This window comes from Caballeronia insecticola (assembly GCF_000402035.1).
Lineage (GTDB): Bacteria > Pseudomonadota > Gammaproteobacteria > Burkholderiales > Burkholderiaceae > Caballeronia > Caballeronia insecticola.
Genome location: NC_021287.1, coordinates 2,319,325 through 2,339,849, shown reverse-complemented (window position 1 = coordinate 2,339,849; position 20,525 = coordinate 2,319,325). Strand labels below are relative to the sequence as shown.

Genomic DNA, 20,525 nt, shown 5'->3' with positions numbered 1-20,525 from the left:
CAATCTACAAGCGGCTCGGCGCGGACATCGGCGCGCCCGGATCGGCTATTCGTGTGCGGATTGGACGATCGTGCTGCACACGCGGGAGCGCACGCCGCGCGACTGTGCGCGCGGGCACCGGCGCGGTGCGTGGACGGTGCGTCTCCGCTGTGCGCAGCGCCTTCAGTTCGACTCCGACGGATCGGGCTTGCGGTTCACCGCGCGCACTTCCGGCGCGAGCTGGCCGAAGATCCACGCCGTCGCCGCCGTGATGACGCCGACGCACAGGAACGTCGCGTGGAATGCGGGCAGCGAATTCGATGCCGTCACCTGCGGCAGCAGGCCGGTGAAGGTCGAGAGAATCGCGCCCGCGACGGTCACGCCGAGGCTCATCGACAACATCTGCACGAGCGAAAAAAGACTGTTGCCGCTGCTCGCGCCGCCGGTGCCCAGGTCTTTCAGCGTGAGCGTGTTCATCGCGGTGAACTGCATCGAGTTGACCGCGCCGAAAACCGCCAGTTGCACGAGCCGCGACCACAGCGGCTGATGCGCGCTTGCGAGCGAAAAGCTCGCCATCATCAGGCCGACGAGCACCGTGTTCACCACCAGCACCTGCCGGTAGCCGAACTGCTCGATAAGCCGCGTGACGAGGCGCTTGGACAGCATGCCGGCGGCGGCGACGGGCAGCATCATCATCCCGGCCTGAAACGCCGTATAGCCCAGGCTCACCTGCAGCAGTAGCGGAATCAGGTACGGCATCGCGCCGCTGCCGATGCGCGCGAACAGATTGCCGAGCAGGCCGACGCTGAACGTGTGGATCTTGAACAGGTCGAGCGAGAAGATCGGCTGGGCGGCGCGCGTCGCGTGCAGGCCGTAGGCGACGAAGCAGCCGAAAGAGAGCACGAGCAGCACGATCACGATGGCATGCTGCATGCCGAGATCGGCGAGGCCGTCGAGCGAAATCGTGAGCGCCACCATGCCGATGGCGAGCAGCAGATAGCCCGCGAGATCGAAGCGCGCGGTCGCGGGATTGCGGCTGTCGGGCATGTACAAGTGCGTGGCGATGCAGCCCGCCACGCCCACCGGCACGTTGATCAGAAAGATCCAGTGCCACGACGCGATCTGCACGAGCCAGCCGCCGAGCGTCGGACCGATGAGCGGGCCGATGAGCCCTGGAATTGCGACGAACGCCAGCGCCGACAGATACCGCTCGGCCGGAAACACGCGCAGCACGGCGAGCCGCCCGACCGGCAGCAGCATCGCGCCGCCGACGCCCTGCACGACCCGATATGCGACGAGCGCCGTCAGCGATTGCGCGTTCGCGCACAGCAGCGAGCCGATCGTGAAGACCAGGATCGCGCTCAAGAACACGCGCCGCGTGCCGAGCTTATCGGCGAGCCAGCCGGAGACGGGGATCATCATCGCCATCGTGAGCGAGTACGCAATCACGACGCCCTGCATGCGCAGCGGCGCCTCGCCTAAGCTGCGGGCCATGGCGGGGAGCGCGGTGTTGACGATCGTCGAGTCCAGCGTCTGCATGAAAAAGCCGGTGGCGACGAGCCACAGCATGATGGAGAGCGATCGGTCGGACGGCTTGGCTGTGGCGGTGTCGGTCATGTTCGGCTTACTTGCGAAGCTCGGCGACGAAGTCGTAGTAATCGTTGCGACAGTAGGTGTCGGTGAGTTCGATCGCGCGCTGATCGGCCGTGTAGCCCACGCGCGTGATGAGCAAGAGCGCGTCGTGCGGCGCGATGCCCATTTGCTGCGCGATCTCGTCGCTCGCGTTGACGGCGCGGAAATGCTGGAGCGCACGCACGATGGAGAGCCCGCGCGCCTCCAGATAGCTGTACAGCGAATCGCCGATAGCGTGCGGATCGGGAATGCACGACGCGGGGAACGTGGAGTTTTCGACGGCCATCACGATGTCGTCGGCGAGACGCAGGCGCTTCAGGCGCGTGACGGTGGCGGCGGGGGAGAGACCGAGCTGGATGACTTCGTCGCGATTGGCGGGCTCGATCGTGCGCGAGAGCCATTTGGAACTCGGCTTGAAGCCGCGGCGGCGCAGCATCTCGGAGAAGCTCGACAGCCGCGAGAGCGGATCTTCGTAGCGCGGCGTGATGAAGCTGCCGGCGCCTTGCTCGCGGCGAATCAGCCCTTGTTCGACGAGCAGCGCGATCGCCTTTCTCGATGTGATCCGCGACACCCCGAGCGCCTCGGACAGCACGCGCTCGGAGGGCAGCGCTTCACCGGCGTTCCAGCGATTGTCGTGGATGGCGTTGGCGAGCTTGCGGGCGAGTTGCAGATAGAGCGGTGTGTCGCTGTCCGGGTCCGGGCGCAGATCGCGCCAGCGGTCTTCCGAGGTCGAGTTCATAAAGCGGACGCAAGTGGGCCAAGCGGGGATTTTAAGACAAACGAGGGCCCGCAAGGCCGCGTCTTTGGCGCGATCGCGCTCAAACTCAAGCCGTAGCCGGCCCGCCCACCCCGCGCCCGGCCCGCATATAAAGCGCAACCGACAACGCCACCGCACCCGCCGCCGCCGCGGCGGCGAACAGAAACACCGAGCCATACCCGAACTCGCCCGCGACATACCCCGCGAGCGGCCCGGTCAGCCCGAGCGACAAATCCAGAAACACCGAATACGCCGACAACGCCGCGCCACGGCTCGCGGGCGGCACCAGCCCGACTGCCTCCACGCCCAGCGCCGGGAACACCAGCGCGAAGCCGACGCCGGTCAGCGCCGCGCCCGCCAGCGCGATGGTCGGTTCGGCGGCGAGCCACAGCATCAGCAAGCCCGCGCACTCGAACGAGAACGAGACGATCGCCACGCGAAAGCCGCCATACGTCTTGATGGTGTTGGCGAACAGCAGCCGCGCGCCGATGAACATCGTGCCGAAAACGGTGAGCGAGAGCGCCGCGTTCGGCCAGTTGTGCGCGGCGTAGAACAGCGTGATGAACGTCGCGATGGAGCCGAATCCCGCCGACCCGAGCGCGAGCCCCAGCCCGTACGGCAGCACGCGGAAGAACACGCTGCGATACGACATGCGCTCGCCATGCACGACGGGCACGCTCGCCATGCGCGTCGCGAGCCAGTAGCCGAAGCCGCCCAGCGCGATCACGATCAGCCCGAGCGACGCGAAGCCGAGCCAATGGTCGACCGCGACGCCGAGCGGCGCGCCGATCGCGAGCGCCCCGTAGGTCGCGATGCCGTTCCACGAAATCACCTTCGCATTGTTCGCCACGCCCACGCGCCCGATGCCCCAGGTGATCGACCCGGTGCCGACCCAGCTCTCGCCGAAACCGAGCACGAGCCGCGCGATCACCAGCAGCACGAGACTCACCGCGTGCCATTGCGCCGCGAGCGCCGAGCCGAGCAGGAGCACGCCGCTCAACGCGCACGCCGCGAGACCGTAGAGCACGGTCTTCTTGGGGCCGAGCGTGTCGGCGGTGCGGCCCGCGAGCGGCCGCGACAAAAGCGTCGCGAGATATTGAACGCTGATCGCCGCGCCCGCCATCATCGAGCCATAGCCCAGATCCGTGTGCACGAAGCCCGGCAGTACCGCGAGCGGAACGCCGATCGTCAGATAGCAGAGGAACGTGTACAGCACGACGGGCAAGATACGGAGCGTCACGGCGAAATCGCTTTGCGACGCGGCGGCGGAGCGGGGCTCGGAAGACATAGGGAAATTGCGGGGTTGAATTTTGCGCGAAGGCGTGATTCTCACATATGTTGCGATGCAGCGTCGCGGCCGATCGTGCTCATTTAATAATCGTCTGAAAGATATTGTTGGCGGCGCAATCTCGGCGATGCCGCGCGAAGCCTTACTGCATAAGGTTCCGGCGACATATCGGAGGAGGAATATGTCGCACATGCAATGCCGCCTATGGGTTGCGGATTTTGGTGGTGATAGCTTTCGAACCATCGAGGCGATCGGAGCAATCCGAACGAATCGCCCAGGAACAGCCAACGCGCCACCGGCTGCGTATTCCGCGCAACCAGCGACCCGCAACAGAGCCCCGCGAGACGAATTCCCATGACTCAGCCGACCCATCAGCCGATCCGCTTCTATCACCGCAACGCGATTCAGGAAGTGAGCGGCGCATCCACGACGCGCACCGTCCTGCAATACCTGCGCGAGGACGCGCGCTGCACCGGCACGAAGGAAGGCTGCGCGGAAGGCGACTGCGGCGCGTGCACCGTCGTCATCGGCGAGCCGGACGGCGCGGGCGGCGTCGCGTTCAAGGCGGTCAACGCGTGCGTCCAGTTTCTGCCGACGCTCGACGGCCGCGCGCTCTTCACCGTCGAAGATCTGCGTCAGCCGGACGGCACGCTGCATCCGGTGCAGCAGGCGCTCGTCGATTGCCACGGCTCGCAATGCGGCTTCTGCACGCCGGGCTTTGCGATGTCGATGTTCTCGCTCTACGAAAAGCACGGCCATGCGACGACCTGCGCGACCGCCTGCGCCAAGACGAAGCCGTCGCGCCAGGAAATCAGCGACGCGCTGACGGGCAATCTGTGCCGCTGCACGGGCTATCGGCCGATCATCGAGGCGGCCGAGCGCATGTTCGATCACGCGCCGCTCGCGCCCGTCAACGTGCCGGCGCTCGCGCACACGCTCGCCGGCATCCAGCGCGACGACACCTTCCACTACGAACACGCCGGCCGCCAGTTCGACGCGCCGCGCACCGTGGAGGCGCTCGCCACGATCAAGGACGCGAACCCGAACGTGCGCATTCTCGCGGGCAGCACGGACATCGGCTTGTGGGTGACCAAGCAGTTGCGCGATCTCGGCGACATCGTCTATGTCGGGCAGATCGAAGCGTTCAGGCACGTCGAGACGACGGACGAATGGATCGAGATCGGCGCGGGCGTGACGGTCGAGCGCGCCTATACCGAACTCGTGAAGACGTATCCCGAGCTGGAAGAAACGCGCCTGCGTTTCGCGTCGCTGCCGATCCGCAATGCGGGCACGCTCGGCGGCAACGTGGCAAACGGCTCGCCGATCGGCGATTCGATGCCGGGGCTCATCGCGCTGAACGCGCGCGTCGTGCTGCAAAGTGTTGCGGGCACGCGCGAGATGGCGCTGGAAGATTTGTACATCGCGTATCAGAAGAAGGACATGGCGGAGAACGAATTCGTCGCCGCCATCCGCGTGCCGACGCGCACGGGACGTCGCGCGAATTTGAAGTTCCGCGCCTACAAGCTGTCCAAGCGCTTCGACTCCGACATTTCCGCCGTGTACGCCGCGTTCTCGTTCATCGCCGATGGCGAGACGATCCGCGAGCCGCGCCTCGCGTACGGCGGCATGGCCGCGACGCCCAAGCGCGCGGCGCACGCGGAAAGCGTACTCGCCGATGCGCACTGGCACGAAGCCACGGTTCAGGCCGCGATGATCGCCTTGGGTAATGATTACGCGCCGCTCAGCGACATGCGCGCGAGCAGCGACTATCGTCTCGACACCGCGAAGAGCCTGCTGTATCGCTTCTGGCTGGAGACGCGTCCGCATGATCCGCTCGATAAATCGAAGCTGGATGTGCGCGCCATCGAACTCGTCGAAGCGAAGTAAGAAAGGGAGAACAAGACCATGAATCAGCAAGCAGAAGCCTTTCTCGCCGACGCCCAGACGCTCGCGAACGAAGCCGACGATTTCAAGCAGGTCCACGTTTCGCGTCCGCATGAATCGGCGCATCTGCACGTAAGCGGACGCGCGAGCTATACCGACGATATTCCGATCGTCGCGGGCACGCTGCACGCCGCACTCGGCACGAGCCCGAAGGCGCACGCGAAAATTCTCTCGATGAACTTCGACGCGGTGCGCGCGACGCCGGGCGTCGTCGCTGTGTTCACCGCCGACGATATTCCCGGCGTGAACGATTGCGGTCCGATCATCCACGACGATCCGGTGCTCGCGCAGGGCATCGTGCAGTTCGTCGGCCAGCCGATGTTTATCGTCGTCGCGACGTCGCACGATACGGCGCGTCTCGCCGCGCGCCGCGCGACCATCGAGTTCGAAGATCTCGTGCCGGTGCTCACGCCGGAGGATGCGCGCAAGGCTGAATCCTACGTGCTCAATCCGCTCAAGCTTTCGCGCGGCGACGCCGCGGGCCGCATGCAGAAGGCCGCGCATCACGAACGCGGCGCGATGAAGCTGGGCGGCCAGGAACAGTTCTATCTCGAAGGACAGATCGCCTATGCCGTGCCGAAGGACGACGACGGCATGCACGTCTACTGTTCGACGCAGCACCCGACGGAAATGCAGCATCTCGTCGCGCACGTGCTCAACGTGCATTCGCACAACGTGCTGGTGGAATGCCGGCGCATGGGCGGCGGCTTCGGCGGCAAGGAATCGCAGTCGGGCATTTTCGCGTGCTGCGCCGCGCTCGCCGCGTGGAAGCTGCTGTGCCCGGTGAAGCTGCGTCCGGACCGCGACGACGACATGATGATCACCGGCAAGCGCCACGACTTCGTGTACGAGTTCGAAGTCGGCTACGACGATCGGGGCGTGCTCGATGGCGTCGCCGTCGACATGACTTCGCGCTGCGGTTTCTCCGCCGACCTCTCGGGCCCGGTGATGACGCGCGCCGTCTGTCACTTCGACAACGCGTACTGGCTGTCGGACGTGAAGATCGAAGGTTATTGCGGCAAGACCAACACGCAGTCGAACACCGCGTTTCGCGGCTTCGGCGGGCCGCAAGGCGCGTTCGCGATCGAGTACATCATGGATAACGTGGCGCGTGCGGTCGGCCGCGATTCACTCGACGTGCGCTACGCGAATCTCTACGGCAAGACCGAGAACAACCAGACGCCTTACGGTCAGACGGTCGAGGACAACGTGCTGCACGAGTTGCTCGGCGAACTCGAAACGACGAGCGAATATCGCCGCCGCCGCGAAGCCGTCAACGCGTTCAACGCGAGCAACGAGATTCTGAAGAAAGGCCTGGCGCTGACGCCGGTGAAGTTCGGCATCGCGTTCAACGTGACGCACTTCAATCAGGCGGGCGCGCTGGTTCACATCTACACCGATGGTTCGATGCTCGTGAATCACGGCGGCACCGAAATGGGCCAGGGGCTGAACACGAAGGTCGCGCAAGTGGTCGCGCATGAACTCGGCGTGAATTTCGAGCGCGTGCGCGTGACGGCGACGGATACGAGCAAGGTCGCGAACACGTCGGCGACGGCGGCTTCTACCGGCACCGATCTCAACGGCAAGGCCGCGCAGGACGCCGCGCGTCAACTGCGCGAGCGCCTCGCGAAGTTCGCGGCGGAGAAGTTCGGCGGCGGCACGGTCACGCCCGAGCAAGTGCGCTTCGCGAACGACCGCGTGATCGTCGGCAACGATGCCATTCCGTTCGGCGAGATCGTGCAGAAGGCGTATCTCGCGCGCGTGCAGTTGTGGTCCGACGGCTTCTACGCGACGCCCAAGCTGTACTGGGATCAGGCGACGATGCAGGGCCGCCCGTTCTTCTACTACTCGTATGGCGCGGCGGTGTCGGAAGTGGTGATCGATACGCTCACCGGCGAAATGCGCGTGCTGCGCGCGGACGCGTTGCATGACGTGGGCGCGTCGCTGAATCCGGCGCTCGATGTCGGTCAGGTGGAGGGCGCGTTCGTGCAGGGCATGGGCTGGCTCACGACCGAAGAACTCTGGTGGAACCAGAACGGCAAGCTGATGACGCACGCGCCGTCGACCTACAAGATTCCGACCACCAACGACATGCCCGCCGATTTCCGCGTGCATCTCTTCAAGAACCGCAATGCGGAGGACAGCATCCATCGCTCGAAGGCGGTCGGCGAGCCGCCGCTGCTGCTGCCGTTCTCGGTGTTCTTCGCGATCCGCGACGCCGTTTCCGCAGTCGGCGATCACAAGGTGAATCCGCCTCTGAACGCGCCCGCGACGGCCGAGGAAATCCTGAAGGCGGTCAACGCCGTGAGGAGCGCGCGTTCATGATGCATGTCGTCCTGTTCGGCGCGGGTCATGTCGGCCACGCGCTCGTGAAGGTGCTGGGCACGCTGCCGTGCGTCGTGCAATGGGTCGATGCGCGCGACGAACTCTTCCCCGACGAAGTGCCGGCCAACGTGCAGATCGAAGCGACCGATCTGCCCGATGCAATCGTCGACGAAGCGCCCGCCGGCGCGTATTTCATCGTGATGACGCACGATCATTCGCTCGACTTTTCGCTCACGCAACGCATCATGCGGCGCGACGACTTCGCGTATTTCGGGCTGATCGGCTCGAAGACGAAGCGCGTGAAGTTCGAGCGGCGTCTGATGGAACGCGGCATGGCGGCGGATCGTTTGCCGGAGATCACGTGCCCGATTGGCGTGGAAGGTATTGTCGATAAAGCGCCGGGATCGATCGCGCTGGCGGTCGCGGCGCAGTTGCTGCGGGTGCGGGAGATGGCGGCGCGGCTGGGTCGCGCGAGTGTCGGCGCGCGGACTGCGTCGGTCTGAACGGCAGAGCCACGCGCCTCTGAGTGCAACTGCGCTCAGCCGAGTCCGTTCACCGCCCGAAACTTCCCCGGCGCCACGCCGTAAAGCTCCTTGAACCGCTTCGAAAACGCCGCCTCGGACTGATAACCGACATCCGCCGCGACATCGGCGATGCTCTTCTTCGTGTGCGTCAGCATCGTGCTCGCGAGCTGCATGCGCACATGGCTCAGCAGCGCGAGCGGCGAGCTGTCCGAATGGGCGGAGAACGCGCGCATGAACGTGGCGCGCGACATCGCCGCTTCGCGGGCCAGCATTTCGAGCGTCCACGGCTCGGCGGGCCGCTCCAGCATCGCGATAATCGACGCACCCAGCCGCCGGTTCGCCAGCAGCGCGAGCACGCCCGCGAGCGACGGCTGCTCGGCGAGCCACGCGCGCAACACCATCGTGAAGAGGGCCGTGGAGAGCGCCGTGACGATCGACGGCGCACCCAGTTGTGCTTCGTCCGCCTCGCGCCGCATCGTCTGGACGAGCGGTTCGAGATAAGGCGCCGAGGCCCGCGAAAACGACACGTGCACGACATCCGGCAGCACGTCGATCAGAAGCGCGCGCGGTGCGTAAAGAAACCGTCCGCATAGCATATCCACGCCCGGCGGCTGGCCGCCGCAGTTGCTTTTCACCGTCACTGCGCCGTTGTAGTGCTTTTCGACGGGCGTGGCCGCCGCGTCCGCCTTGCGCGGCTTGATGCTCACCACGTGGGAGTCGCCGCGTGGCAGAAGAAAGATATCGCCGGCCTTCAGTTCGAGCGGCGCGTGACCCTGGCGCAGGACCGTGCACGCGCCGTCGAGCACGACGTGATACAGCGACTCGCCCGCGGGCGCCGGGTCATGATCGAGTTCGAGCGGTCCGCTCAAGAGACAGCGCAGATCGAGCGCGCCGTTCAGGTTCGCAAGCTGGATCAGTTTGTCGAGGGCATCCATGTGAGCAGGCGGCTGATGGCGTTGTTCCGGATACTACCGAAATTACCGGCAGTCCGATGTCTTCGAACCCCGCCGCCACGCGTGTTACTTCGCGATTTCGCCCACTTCCGTGCTCTCCGCTGCATCGCCGGACAATTCCGCGACGCTCTTTTTGCGCGTGAGCGTGTCGGACACTTGCGAGATCAGCGTGCGCAGCCACGCGACATCGGTCGGCTGGTCGGGCTGCGGCAGCGAAAGCTGATAGCACTTGATGCGCGGAAACGGCACCGGCGAATCGAGCACGGCGAGCGGCAGCATGGCCGCGTAATGCTGCGCGAAGCGGCGCGGCGCGGTGAAGATGAGATCGGACTGGAGCAGCACTTGCGGCACGAGGCCGAAGTACGGAATCGTCGCGACGATGCGCCGCCGGATGCCCGCGCGCACCAGCCCGACATCGATCGGATGACGCCTGCCGCCGCTATACGGCGTCGGCGCGAGATGCGCGGCGAGCGCGTAGCGTTCGATGGTCATCGGCTCGCGGGCGAGCGGATGATTCGCGCGCATCAGGCAGACGAAAACATCGCTGAAAAGATCCTGACGTTCGAAGCGCGGCTCCGGCTTCGTCCAGTTGGCGACCATCAGGTCGATCTCGCCTTCGTCGAGCATGCGTTCGTGATCGCGCGTCGGCGTCAGCGACTCGATTTCGAGGCGTGCGTTCGGCGCCGCGTCGCGGAAGGCCGCGACGAGCGTCGGCATGAAGAAATCGTTCAGATAATCGGGCGCCGCCACGCGGAACGTGCGGCGCGAACTGGCCGCGTCGAAATCGCCGTGCGGCGTCGCGACGAATTCGACTTCACGCAGCGCGCGCTGGGCGGGCGCGAGCAGCGATTCGCCGTACTCGGTCGGCACCATGCCCTGCTTGCCGCGCACGAGAATCGGATCGTTCAGGATCTCGCGCAGGCGCCGCAGCGCGGTGCTGATGGCCGGCTGCGTCTGGTTCAGCCGTTGCGCGGTCTGCGTGACGCTGCGCTCCTGCAACAGCGTGCGCAGCACACGGATGAGCCAGATATCGAGTGAGTCGGCGGATTCGTTCATGAGTCGAGCGGATGAGTTCGGTCAGGCCGACAACGCTTGCCCGATGTCGCCGGAGGCCGCGCGCGTCATCGCCCGCACGCCTCAAGCGCCCGAGTCGACGAAATATCACGCAGCCTGAACCGAAGTTAACCGCGTATCGCTTTTTGACGCCATAGCGCGCGCGCTATTTATGGGATAGGCGCGTCGCCCGGACGGTTTTTTCAGGCGAAATCCGCGTCGCGGGGCGCGATCGGCAAGGCGCTGATGCGTTTCACTTCCGCGCCGTCGAGCCAGTTCGGCGAGCGCGCGACGTACAGCACCATCGGCAGGGTGTCTTCGCCCCAGAAGATCTGATCGTTGACGATGAAGGTCGGCACGCCGAACACGCCCATCGCGACGGCGCGGTCGTTGTTGTCGCGCAGCTTCGCCTTGGTGTCCTCGTCTTCCACGCGCGCGACGGCGTCCGGAATGCCGACGTGCTCGCACAGCCCGCGAAAACCCTCCGGCGTCGCGGGATCGCGCCCTTCGCGCCAGATGTAGCGGAAGATTTCGCGCACGCAGGCAATCTCGGCGTTCGCCAACACGGCGAGCCGCAGCGCCTTGCTCGGATCGAACGGATGCGCGGGCGGCATGCGGAACGGAATGCCCAGTTGTTCCGCGCGGAACAGCGCGTGCCGGTACGTGAAGACGCGCTTCGACGGGATTGTCGCGGCGTGCGGCTGGCCCCAGCGGTCGAGCAGCTTCATCAACTGGACCGGCACGAGTTCGAACGGCATGTCCGGCCATTTTTCGTGTTGTTCCAGCAGCAAATACGAAAACGGCGAAATGAAGTCGAAGAAAAAATACGGGTGACCGGGGCTGGTCGAATGCAAGACACTCATGTTCTCTTCTCCCTGAATTTCCCTGGCTCGTCCCGCGCCGCGGGCGCCCGGTTTAATCTGTTGTTCGAGTTGCGGTGCGGCCGTGTCGTGCATCGGCGGAGGCGGCGTCTTCGCGCGGCGTCCGCCCGTCCTTCAGATATTACGTGCTGCCTTGTTCCGTGTCTGCCCGCAAAGCGTCAGCAGATGCGACCGTTTGCGCCATGTTCTGGCCCGCCGCAGCCGCCGTAGCCGCTGCAGCCGGCGCATGCGCGAGCCGCTCCCGCACGAAACCGATGTGCTCGCGCAGCACGTAGAACTGATCGGCGAACGAGAGCGGCATCTTCATGCGATTCACGGCCGTCTCGATCGCGTCGATACGGTCGAGCAGGGCGTCGCGCTGCGCGATGTCCGGACCGCTGATCGCTTCCCGCTCTATTGCAATGAGCGCGCCATACCAGCGATAGATGCGCGATTTCACGCGCCACCGGTACAGCCCCGGCACCAGCCGCAGGCCCGGAATCAGCACCACGATCAGCGGCACCAGAATGACGAGCACACGATCCGCGAGGCTCGCGACCCAGAACGGCAGCGTGCGGTACAGGAAGCTCTTGCCGGATTTGTAATATCGTTCGGCGTTGTCGCTGATGCGGAATTCGTGCGCGAGCGGCGCCGGGAACTCGTTGGCCCGCTGCAACAGGTTGGCGCGGGCGTGCACTTCGCGCGCGGCTTCGATCAGCAGGTCCGACAGCGCCGGATGCAGGCTGTCGCGCGCGACCAGTTCGGCGGTCGGCGCGATCATATGGACCGGGCGCGGCGGCAGGTTGCGGGCGAAATCGAAGGCGCCCATCGGCAGTTCGATTTCGGTGAGATAGGGAAAGCGGCGCGCGTAGGCATCGGCTTGGGCGAAATCCATGAAGCGGATGCCCGGCGTGCGCAGGAGCTTGGCCATCGTCGGCGGCTGGGCGGAGTCGCCGGCGAGGAACGCGGCGTCGATTTGGCCGGCTTCGAGCGCCTTCGCGGCTTCGTCGCCGGCGAGCGGCAGCAGTTGCGTGTCGCCGCCGGGTTCGATGCCGTTCGCCTTCAGCAGCGTGAGCGCGAGCACGCGCGAGCCGCTGCCTTCCGCGCCGATCGCGAGCCGTTTGCCTTTGAGTTCCGAGAGCCGGTTCACGACCGTCGCGCCACGATAGAACACGGCGAGCGGCACGTACGACACGCTGCCGAGCGATTCGAGGTTGTCGTGGGTCGTACCGGGCGTGGTCATGCCGCCTTGCACGAAACCGACATCGACGTCCGATTTCGGGTTTTCGAGGCGCGTGAGGTTGTCGAGCGAGCCTTGCGTTTCCAGCACGTTCAGCGTGATGCGGTTGCGCGCGAGAATCGCCTTGTATTTTTGCGCGTTCGTCCAGAACGAACTGCCTTTGGGGCCGGCGGCGATCGTCAGCGTGTTCGGCGGCGCGGGCTGGATCAGCCGCACGGCGAGGTAGAGCGCGGCGGCGCAGACAAGCAGGATCGGACCGACGGTGAGCGCCAGATCGCGCCAGGAAATCGCGACGAAACGCGCGACGATCTTCTGCTGCGGCTTGCGGCGCGAGCGGATTTCCGGGTCGGGGCTCTGTTCCGGCTTAGGTCCCGGATTGGGTCCGGAGTTGGGTCCGGGATTAGGTCCGGGATTGGGTCCTGAAGGCTGGGTCATCTGGTGTGTAGTCTTGAAACGTAAGGCGCGCGAGCTTACCCGGTCGCGGTGTGCGAACGCCTGCAGGAGCGCGTCCGGGCGGGCGGCATGGCGTCGATGGTACATGAGTTCGATCGGCCTTCGGATCGCCGCCGAGTGTGACAGCCACGTGTAGCGGCCACCCCGGCTGTTGCGTGCGCGCGGCTTCGCGGGCGGGCGCGTCGTTAAATGCTTTGCGCTAATGGCCGCGCTGGGCTAAATTGACGTTCGCCGCCGCACGACAGGACCCTTGCGCGCCGCAGCCCGCAATGTGGGCACGCGAGCCGCGCGCCACGCTAAACGCGTGACGAAAGGGCGCGCAGCATCACGCGCCGTGCGGGAGGACATATTCGAGCCGACGGGCATCCCGCCCGACCAACCGGCCGCTGTTTGTTTCGTTTCGCCAGCCTCTCGCAGCACCGTGAGCCGCATCCGCCGGCTTGCCGCCGCCATGCCTTCGGGCGGGTCGCCGGTAAGCGTCGGAGCGTGTGACCACGGCCAACGCTCGATGCCGTGGCCAGCCGTCTGAAATGCGGCCCGGGTCAGAAGTGCAAAACGAGCGAAGTAGCAAACTGTGCGAAGTCAACAAGCGAAACAAAAGGAGAAATCATGAAAGCAGTGGATCTGTTGAAAGCGCTGGGCGTCGTGGTGTGCGTGGCCGTGGCCTCGAGCGCCTATGCCCAGTCGAGCGACGCGGCCGCCACGAGCACCGATTCCGCAGCGGCGGCCAAGGCGCAGAAATCCGCGACCAAGAAGACCGACCGCAAGCTCGGCTACGACGTGCGCCGCGCACTGTCGAAGGCGCAAGGCTTCGACGTGTCGAACGTCTTCGTGCGCGCGCGCAGCGGCGCGGTGACGCTGACCGGCACGGTGCCGGAAGGCGGCCAGATCGCTCAGGCCGAGGAAGTGGCCAAGGGCGTGCCGGGCGTGAAATCGGTGAGCAACAAGATCACGCTGGGCGTGCAGGGCGGCGGAGGCTGATCCACGCTGACGACGTGAGTCAGATGGCAGCACGCGCGGCAGCACGCGCATGACGTCGGGCGGCGGGCATCGGCTTGCCGCTCGGACGTTTTTCAACGTACTCTGAACGGGCTTCGGCGTTTGCGCCGAAGCCCGTTTGCGTTTCAGGCGGCGCGCGGCGCGTGCGTTCAGATAGCATCAATCAACCCGATCGATCGGGATGGATGGCGGAGACAGAAAATGAAAAGATTCGCGCGATTCCAAAGATTGCAGAACGTGCCGCGAACGACGGCGCTCGGGGTGCTCGCGGCGCTCGCCGCGCTCACGCTGGCGGCCTGTCATGGCGGCGATGACGACGACAACGGCGGCAGCCCGCCGACCAACACGCTGCCGAACTTCGTTTCCGGCGCGGTCAACACGCAGACATACGACGGCGTCTCCGACGATCTGCTGACGGCGGGTCTCGGCAAGACCGGCCTCGCATCGGCGACTTCGCCATCTATCGCGAATCCGGCCGCGCCCACGGCCGCCGAGTTGCGGCGCCTCGCCATCTATTCGAACTACCGCGCGCTCGTCGATATGTCGGCGAGCGGCGGCTACGGCCGCTTCTGGGGGCCGAACATCGACCTGAACGGCAACGACACGCTCGGCGAAGGCAAGATCGCCGGCAAGGAATACATCGCCTACGCCGACGACGGCAGCGGCACGCAAAACGTCAGCCTGCTCGTGCAGATTCCGGCCAGCTTCAATCCGGACCAGCCGTGCATCGTGACGGCGACGTCGTCGGGATCGCGCGGCGTCTACGGCGCGATCTCGGCAGCGGGCGAGTGGGGCCTCAAGCGCGGCTGCGCGGTCGCCTACACCGATAAAGGCAGCGGAAACGGCGGCCACGAACTGGCGACGAATCTCGTCACGCTGATCGACGGCACGCTCGCCAACGCCAGCCTCGCCGGGACCAAGGCCATCTTCAAGGCGAACGTGAGTGCGTCGGCGTTGTCGTCGTTCAACTCGGCGTTCCCCAATCGCTACGCCTTCAAGCATGCGCATTCGCAGCAAAATCCCGAGAAGGACTGGGGCAAGAACACCTTGCAGGCGATCCAGTTCGCGTACTGGGCGCTCAACGACATGTTCGGCGCGGTCAGCGGCTCGTCGCATCAGGTGCGCTACGGCAAGGGCAGCATCACGACGATAGCGGCATCGGTCAGCAATGGCGGCGGCGCGTCGCTGGCGGCCGCGGAGCAGGACACGGACGGCTGGATCACGGCGGTGGTCGTCGGCGAGCCGCAGATCAATCTGAATTTGCCGTCGCAAGTGTCGGTGCGGCAGGGCGGCGTGCCGGTCGGCGCGTTCGGGCGGCCGCTCGCGGATTACACGACGCTCGCCAACCTGTTGCAGCCATGCGCCGCGCTCGCGCCCGCGGCGGCTGGCGCGCCTTATCTGACCGCGCTGCCGCTCGCCACGACGAACGCGATCCGCACGGCGCGCTGTGCGACGCTTGCCACCAACGGGCTGATTTCGGGCGGCAACACGGTCGCGCAGGCCAACGATGCGCTCAACCAGTTGCATCAGGCGGGCTACGAGAGCGACTCCGACACGCTGCACGCGCCGATGTGGGATTCGCAGGCGGTGCCGGCGGTGGCCGTCACCTACGTCGATGCCTACATGCAGGCGAGCGTGCTCGACAACCTGTGCAACTTCAGCTTCGGCACGACCAGCGCGGCGGGCGCGGCGGGCGTGGCGCCCATCGTCTCGCCGATGCTCACCCTCTTCGGCAACGGCAACGGCGTGCCGCCGACCAACGGCATCAACCTCGTCTACAGCAACGGCGCGGGTGGCGCGGCGGATCATCGGTTGGCTACGCCGGACGCGAGCTACGCGGGCGCGGCCTGCCTGCGCGGCCTGTGGACGAACGGCAACCCGACGATGGTCAGCAACGTGAACGCGATCCGCGTGAATGCGAACCTGCGCGGCAAGCCCGCGATCATCGTGCAGGGCCGCGCCGATGCGCTCGTGCCGATCAATCACACATCGCGTCCGTATCTCGGCGCGAACCGGGTGGCGGAGGGGAACAAGAGCCAGCTCTCGCTCTACGAGATCACGAACGGACAGCACTTCGACGCGTTCCTGAGCGTGGCCGGGTTCGACACGCGCTTCATTCCGGTCCACTACTACAACATTCAGGCGCTCAACCTGATGTGGAACCATCTGAAGAACAACGCGCCGCTGCCGCCGTCGCAGGTCGTGCGGACGGTGGCGCGCGGCGGCGCGGCGGGTTCCGCGCCTGCGCTTTCGACGGCGAATCTGCCGCCGATCGCCGCCGACCCCGGCGCGAATGCGATTTCGGTGGCGGGCGGCGCCGTGAACGTGCCGAACTGACGAACTGACGAACTGACGGGCGGGTCTTACTGCGTGGCGGTGGCGTGCGGCGTCGATGCCGCTGCCGCCGCATCCGATGCGGACGCGGGAATTGCCGTCGCGGCGGCGGGCGACTGAACGACGATCGGCGTCGGCGTGAGTTCCGGCGAATTCACGATGAGCGATGGCACGAGCGGCTTGCTCTTCACCTCGTCGGCCACGACGGGCGCGCTGCGCGGCACCGTATTCAGATAGTGGCTCATCAAGTTGAAAAAGCGGTCGTAGAACTTGCCGGCGGGCACGGTTTCGCTCGAAATCTTGACCATGGCGTCGCTGTTCGAGCGAATCGGCAGCGACAACGAGCCGAGCACCGAGAGCCCGACACTCGCCGACGTATCGCTTTTCTTGAGCGCGTAGCCGTCCTGCACGGCATTGACGTAGGCGATGCTCTGATTCGTCGCGTTCTCGCCCGGCGTGCAGACCACATGAAACGACACGACGACGTGCGTCTCGGCGCCCGGCTGGAAGTTCTTGGTCGCGTCGACGGTGTCGGGCTGGCTCATCGTCGTGAGAAAACCTTGCGACAGCAGCGCGCGGCGGGCGGCCTCGCAGGTTTCGTTGACGGTGGCGTCGTAGTTGCGCGCAAACGGGCTCGCGCCGGTTTCGAAGAGTTCCTGCTGGTAGCTGGGTGTGGTGGCGGCGCGGCCACCGCAGGCAGTGAGAGCGAGCAATCCGAGGGAAATGATGACTAGGCGCAACGACGGCATGGGCATGAGGCAGCGGATCCGATATATGTGACAACGGCAGACACAAATTGTAGTGCCGTCAGGCTGGCCTATGAAAAAGCACAGTCTGAAAAACATCGTCGAATCCGTGGTTTACAGTTTTATGAACGACGTCCGGTGCGTCGATTCATCGCGCAAAAAAGCTAAAAGCCCGGCGCGAGGCCGGGCTGAAACGCTGATTACGAAACCATTACGGACGATTGAAGTCGACCGGATTCGCGTCCGCTGCCGGGCGAACGATGCGGTTCAAAAAGCCCAAACGGCCCGACGATGCGGCTTGGCCGGCCGCCGAAGCGCCTTCACTCGCGCCACCGAACGACGATTCCGCGACGCCTTGCTGCGCGTGGACGCGTGCTTCGGCTGCCTGGATGTCGACGGGATAGGTGGCTTGGTCGGCGGTGGGCTTGTAGCCGGCGCGTTCGAGTTGAACCAGATCGGCGCGCACTTGCGCACGGGTGACGGGACCGTCTTCACGCGCTTGCGCAAAACCCGGAACGGCGAGAACGGCTGCGATAGCGATAGCAGGAACGATGGACTTGAACATGATGACCTCCGAATACTGATGTAAGGGACGTTGCCTTTGGTGAGGAGTCTCGCCAGTGCTTCGTCGTTGAGATGCAGTCTAGGCTTCGGATGACCTAGTAAAAACCCTGATATCGCCAAATCAGTATTCTCCGATCGACATTAATCGCGGAAGGCGATCTGCGACGTTCGTCGGATGCGGCCAGGCGCGCGGGGACCGAACATCGCCCGATGATGACGGCCAAGGAATGTTTGACCGAATTAGCCCTGCACATTGAAACGAGACGTTTCTCATTTAGATAAGAGTGCGAAGCGATCTTAAGGATTTAATCTCATTCTTTAGCAAGCCGGCAATTACTAAGCTTAAAAAATGCTTGCAAATTCGGCTAAGAAATTCATCAATTCTTAAGGCCGGATTTCTTAGCGACACTCAACCGTATCCCTAAGATCCTTTAGCCACGTGCCCTAAGCGCGAGGCGGACGCGCTATGTTCGATACCGCACCGAAGGGGAGATTCGAAAGATTGTTTAATCGCGCGGCACGTGCAATTAAATCTTAAAGATAATGCGCGAAATATTAGATACCTCCGGACGTCCAGGAGGAAGAGACACTGCAAGAACCGATATTTACCGTAATGCGCTCGCGTTTGTCGGTAAATCGGGGAGGCTCGACTCATGACGCCGATCGTATTCGGAGGGCGTTTTGGGTGGCTTCATGGCGAGCGCGGCAAGCGCGGCGTCGTCCTATGCAACCCTTTCGGACACGAAGAGACATGGGCGCATAAATCCATGCGATTCCTGGCCGACGAACTTTCGCGCCGCGATGTTCCGGCCTTGCGCTTCGACTATCTTGCCACCGGCGATTCTTCGGGCACCGACCACGATGGCGATCGGCTCGACGACTTCATCGCGGACATCGGCGCGGCTATCGAGCGGCTTCAGGAAGAAACGGGCGTCACGAATATCACGTTGTGCGGCATGCGTTTCGGTGCGACGTTGGCGGCGCTTGCCTCGCAACATCCGCTGGTCGATTCGCTCGCATTGCTCGCGCCGATTCTGGATGGACGCCGCTATCGGCGCGAACTGACGGCATTGCGCAGCGCGTGGCTCGACAATCTTCCCGTCGCCGTGAGACCCGGGCAAATCGACGCGCCTTTTCATGTGCTCGGGCAGGTGTATAGCAAGGCGTTTCTCGATCGCTTGGGCGAAGTCGATATCAATTCGGCCATGAGCGTTCAGCCGGTCTTGCCCAAGCGCGTCTTCGTGGCGGATACATCGGCTCGCGCGATCAATTCCCTGTGCGTCGCGTTGCGGGAACGAGGCGTCAAGGTCAAGACGGATGCCTTCGACGACTACCTGGAATTCATGCAGGAAACGGCGTCATCCACCTTGCCGGAAAAGACGCTCAAGCGGACCGCGCAGTGGATAGCGAAGGGCGCGAGCGAAAGCGCATTCGGCGAGTCCGCGCGACGCCGGACGAGCATGCCCGCGCGGCTACGCATGCGCGACGATGCGATCATCGAAACACCGGAAGCCATCGAGCGTCCGGTGGTGTTCGGCGCCGCCGGCCTCTTCGGTATTTTGTGCGAGCCGCGCGATGGGCTCATGGGCGGTCCGATCGTCGTCATCGCGAATATGGCGGCCAGCGCACATCACGGCGAAAGTCGTCAGTCCGTGCGTATCGCGCGTGAGCTGGCGCAGCGCGGCATTGCGTCGTTGCGTATGGATGCGCGCGGTATCGGCGACAGTCCCGCGCGCTCGCCCGATGGCACGCCGGACATGACGGCGTCGCTGCACGCGCAGACGACGATCGACGACATTGCGAGCGCGGCTGCGTGGCTCAAGCGCAAGGGTTATGAATCGATCGTCGCATTCGGCATTTGCTCGGGTGCGCACAATGTGCTGCGGGCGGCGCTTCGGGAACCGGCGATTGCGGGTGTCATCGCCGTCAATCTTCAGCGCTTCTATATTCCCGAATGGATGACGCTGCAGGAACTCAGAAATCGCGGTTCCAACACGATGGCGCGTCTCGGCCCCGCCATCCTGAAGCCGACGAAGTGGTGGCTCGTGCTCAGCGGCAAGCGCGGGTTCAAACCGATCGTCAGGGCGTTCGCATCGAATGCGGCTGCGCGCCTGTATTCGCAGATCATCGGGGTGCGCGGCAGAAAGACGGCTGTCATCGGGGACAAGCCGATCACGCATCCGCACGCTGTCGTTCAGACGCTCGAGGGCAAAGGCGTGCATGCGATGCTTTTGTACGGCGGAGGCGACGACGGACTCGATCAGCTCAACGCGCATTTTGGCCGGCATGGAAAGAAGCTTTCGCGTCTGAAGGGAATGACAGCCGAGATTTGCGAGGATCTCGATCATGCGCTGTACGATCCGCGCGCGCTGGATAAGGTGATTGCGCTTTGCGAGCGGTTTATTCGACAATTGCAGCCCGCAAGTGCCTCGGTCGCCGACTTGATGGCGGCTCAGGATACATCGCAAAAGTGTTGAGCCGCTTTCTGCGGTATGCAATCCGATTACCGATTTTAGAATTGCAATTGTTTGCGGTTTTTTTCCTATTGAGTTAATTAGATATACAAACTATATCGGCGTAGCGCGCGTGACTGCTGGCGCTGTTAGTCACACATGACACGGCCTCCTTCTGTCAGGGGCGCGACTTTCGCCGATCAACGAACTATTTGCCAGTGTTTACCCTAGTCAATCACGGTTGGCGAAATTTATTCCGAAAGGAACCTCACGTCCTGAAACGCGGTCGTACGGATCCATCCGCAGGGAAAGTCGGTCGCTTTCGCAGCAACTGCTTGATTCATCGACAGGAATTGGCGCCACGCGCTTCGAAGCGCGTGCAAGCGCGCTGGCCCGAGTGAATCAATTGAACGCTGACTGA

The 20,525-nt window shown here is 64.5% G+C and carries 15 protein-coding genes; 6 read left to right on the top strand and 9 right to left on the bottom strand.

What is annotated here, in order from left to right:
* Window positions 1-162: 162 nt before the first annotated feature.
* The 3 genes from mdtD to BRPE64_RS10740 all read right to left on the bottom strand — a co-directional run bounded on the left by mdtD (window position 163) and on the right by BRPE64_RS10740 (window position 3,656).
* Entirely contained in the window at window positions 163-1,596 is a 1,434-nt protein-coding gene (gene mdtD, locus BRPE64_RS10750; protein WP_016346137.1) for a multidrug transporter subunit MdtD, read from the bottom strand.
* A 7-nt stretch (window positions 1,597-1,603) separates the two neighbouring features.
* The gene (locus BRPE64_RS10745; RefSeq protein WP_016346136.1) at window positions 1,604-2,350 is read right to left on the bottom strand and encodes a GntR family transcriptional regulator; all 747 of its coding nucleotides are present in this window, start codon (window positions 2,348-2,350) and stop codon (window positions 1,604-1,606) included.
* An 85-nt stretch (window positions 2,351-2,435) separates the two neighbouring features.
* Complete coding sequence (locus BRPE64_RS10740) at window positions 2,436-3,656, bottom strand: MFS transporter (protein WP_016346135.1); 1,221 nt, start codon at window positions 3,654-3,656, stop codon at window positions 2,436-2,438.
* 354 nt (window positions 3,657-4,010) lie between these two features.
* Here BRPE64_RS10740 and xdhA point away from each other — a divergent pair, with 354 nt between their 5' ends.
* The 3 genes from xdhA to xdhC are packed head-to-tail and all read left to right on the top strand — an operon-like array spanning window position 4,011 to window position 8,428.
* Window positions 4,011-5,543: a xanthine dehydrogenase small subunit gene (gene xdhA / locus BRPE64_RS10735; protein ID WP_016346133.1), complete on the top strand. Its 1,533-nt coding sequence runs from the start codon at window positions 4,011-4,013 to the stop codon at window positions 5,541-5,543.
* Between the two features lie 18 nt (window positions 5,544-5,561).
* Window positions 5,562-7,925, top strand: a complete 2,364-nt coding sequence (gene xdhB / locus BRPE64_RS10730; protein WP_016346132.1) for a xanthine dehydrogenase molybdopterin binding subunit — start codon at window positions 5,562-5,564, stop codon at window positions 7,923-7,925.
* Window positions 7,922-8,428, top strand: a complete 507-nt coding sequence (gene xdhC, locus BRPE64_RS10725; RefSeq protein WP_016346131.1) for a xanthine dehydrogenase accessory protein XdhC — start codon at window positions 7,922-7,924, stop codon at window positions 8,426-8,428. Before xdhB ends, xdhC begins: the two co-directional genes overlap by 4 nt.
* 35 nt (window positions 8,429-8,463) lie before the next feature.
* Here the strand turns inward: xdhC and BRPE64_RS10720 are convergent, their stop codons facing one another.
* From BRPE64_RS10720 to BRPE64_RS10705, 4 genes are all read right to left on the bottom strand, one after another.
* On the bottom strand, window positions 8,464-9,384 hold the full coding sequence (locus BRPE64_RS10720; protein WP_016346130.1) for an AraC family transcriptional regulator: 921 nt from the start codon (window positions 9,382-9,384) through the stop codon (window positions 8,464-8,466).
* Window positions 9,385-9,468: 84 nt separating this feature from the next.
* A complete protein-coding gene (locus BRPE64_RS10715; RefSeq protein WP_016346129.1) occupies window positions 9,469-10,458 on the bottom strand; it encodes a LysR family transcriptional regulator in 990 nt (329 codons plus the stop codon).
* Between the two features lie 200 nt (window positions 10,459-10,658).
* Window positions 10,659-11,318, bottom strand: coding sequence for a 2-hydroxychromene-2-carboxylate isomerase (locus tag BRPE64_RS10710; RefSeq protein ID WP_044041526.1), 660 nt, complete (start codon window positions 11,316-11,318; stop codon window positions 10,659-10,661).
* A gap of 139 nt (window positions 11,319-11,457) precedes the next feature.
* The gene (locus tag BRPE64_RS10705; protein WP_016346126.1) at window positions 11,458-12,990 is read right to left on the bottom strand and encodes a TAXI family TRAP transporter solute-binding subunit; all 1,533 of its coding nucleotides are present in this window, start codon (window positions 12,988-12,990) and stop codon (window positions 11,458-11,460) included.
* Between the two features lie 627 nt (window positions 12,991-13,617).
* Here BRPE64_RS10705 and BRPE64_RS10700 point away from each other — a divergent pair.
* Complete coding sequence (locus BRPE64_RS10700) at window positions 13,618-13,989, top strand: BON domain-containing protein (RefSeq protein WP_044041524.1); 372 nt, start codon at window positions 13,618-13,620, stop codon at window positions 13,987-13,989.
* Between the two features lie 219 nt (window positions 13,990-14,208).
* Window positions 14,209-16,344 carry a D-(-)-3-hydroxybutyrate oligomer hydrolase gene (locus tag BRPE64_RS10695; RefSeq protein WP_144063348.1) on the top strand — a complete coding sequence of 712 codons (2,136 nt, stop codon included), beginning with the start codon at window positions 14,209-14,211 and terminating at the stop codon, window positions 16,342-16,344.
* A gap of 26 nt (window positions 16,345-16,370) precedes the next feature.
* Here the strand turns inward: BRPE64_RS10695 and BRPE64_RS10690 are convergent, their stop codons facing one another.
* Window positions 16,371-17,096: a DUF2242 domain-containing protein gene (locus BRPE64_RS10690; protein WP_044041522.1), complete on the bottom strand. Its 726-nt coding sequence runs from the start codon at window positions 17,094-17,096 to the stop codon at window positions 16,371-16,373.
* A 202-nt stretch (window positions 17,097-17,298) separates the two neighbouring features.
* The gene (locus BRPE64_RS10685; protein ID WP_016346121.1) at window positions 17,299-17,652 is read right to left on the bottom strand and encodes a DUF4148 domain-containing protein; all 354 of its coding nucleotides are present in this window, start codon (window positions 17,650-17,652) and stop codon (window positions 17,299-17,301) included.
* 766 nt (window positions 17,653-18,418) lie between these two features.
* Between BRPE64_RS10685 and BRPE64_RS10680 the strand changes: the two genes are divergently transcribed.
* Window positions 18,419-20,128, top strand: a complete 1,710-nt coding sequence (locus BRPE64_RS10680; RefSeq protein WP_016346120.1) for a serine aminopeptidase domain-containing protein — start codon at window positions 18,419-18,421, stop codon at window positions 20,126-20,128.
* Window positions 20,129-20,525 lie beyond the last annotated feature (397 nt).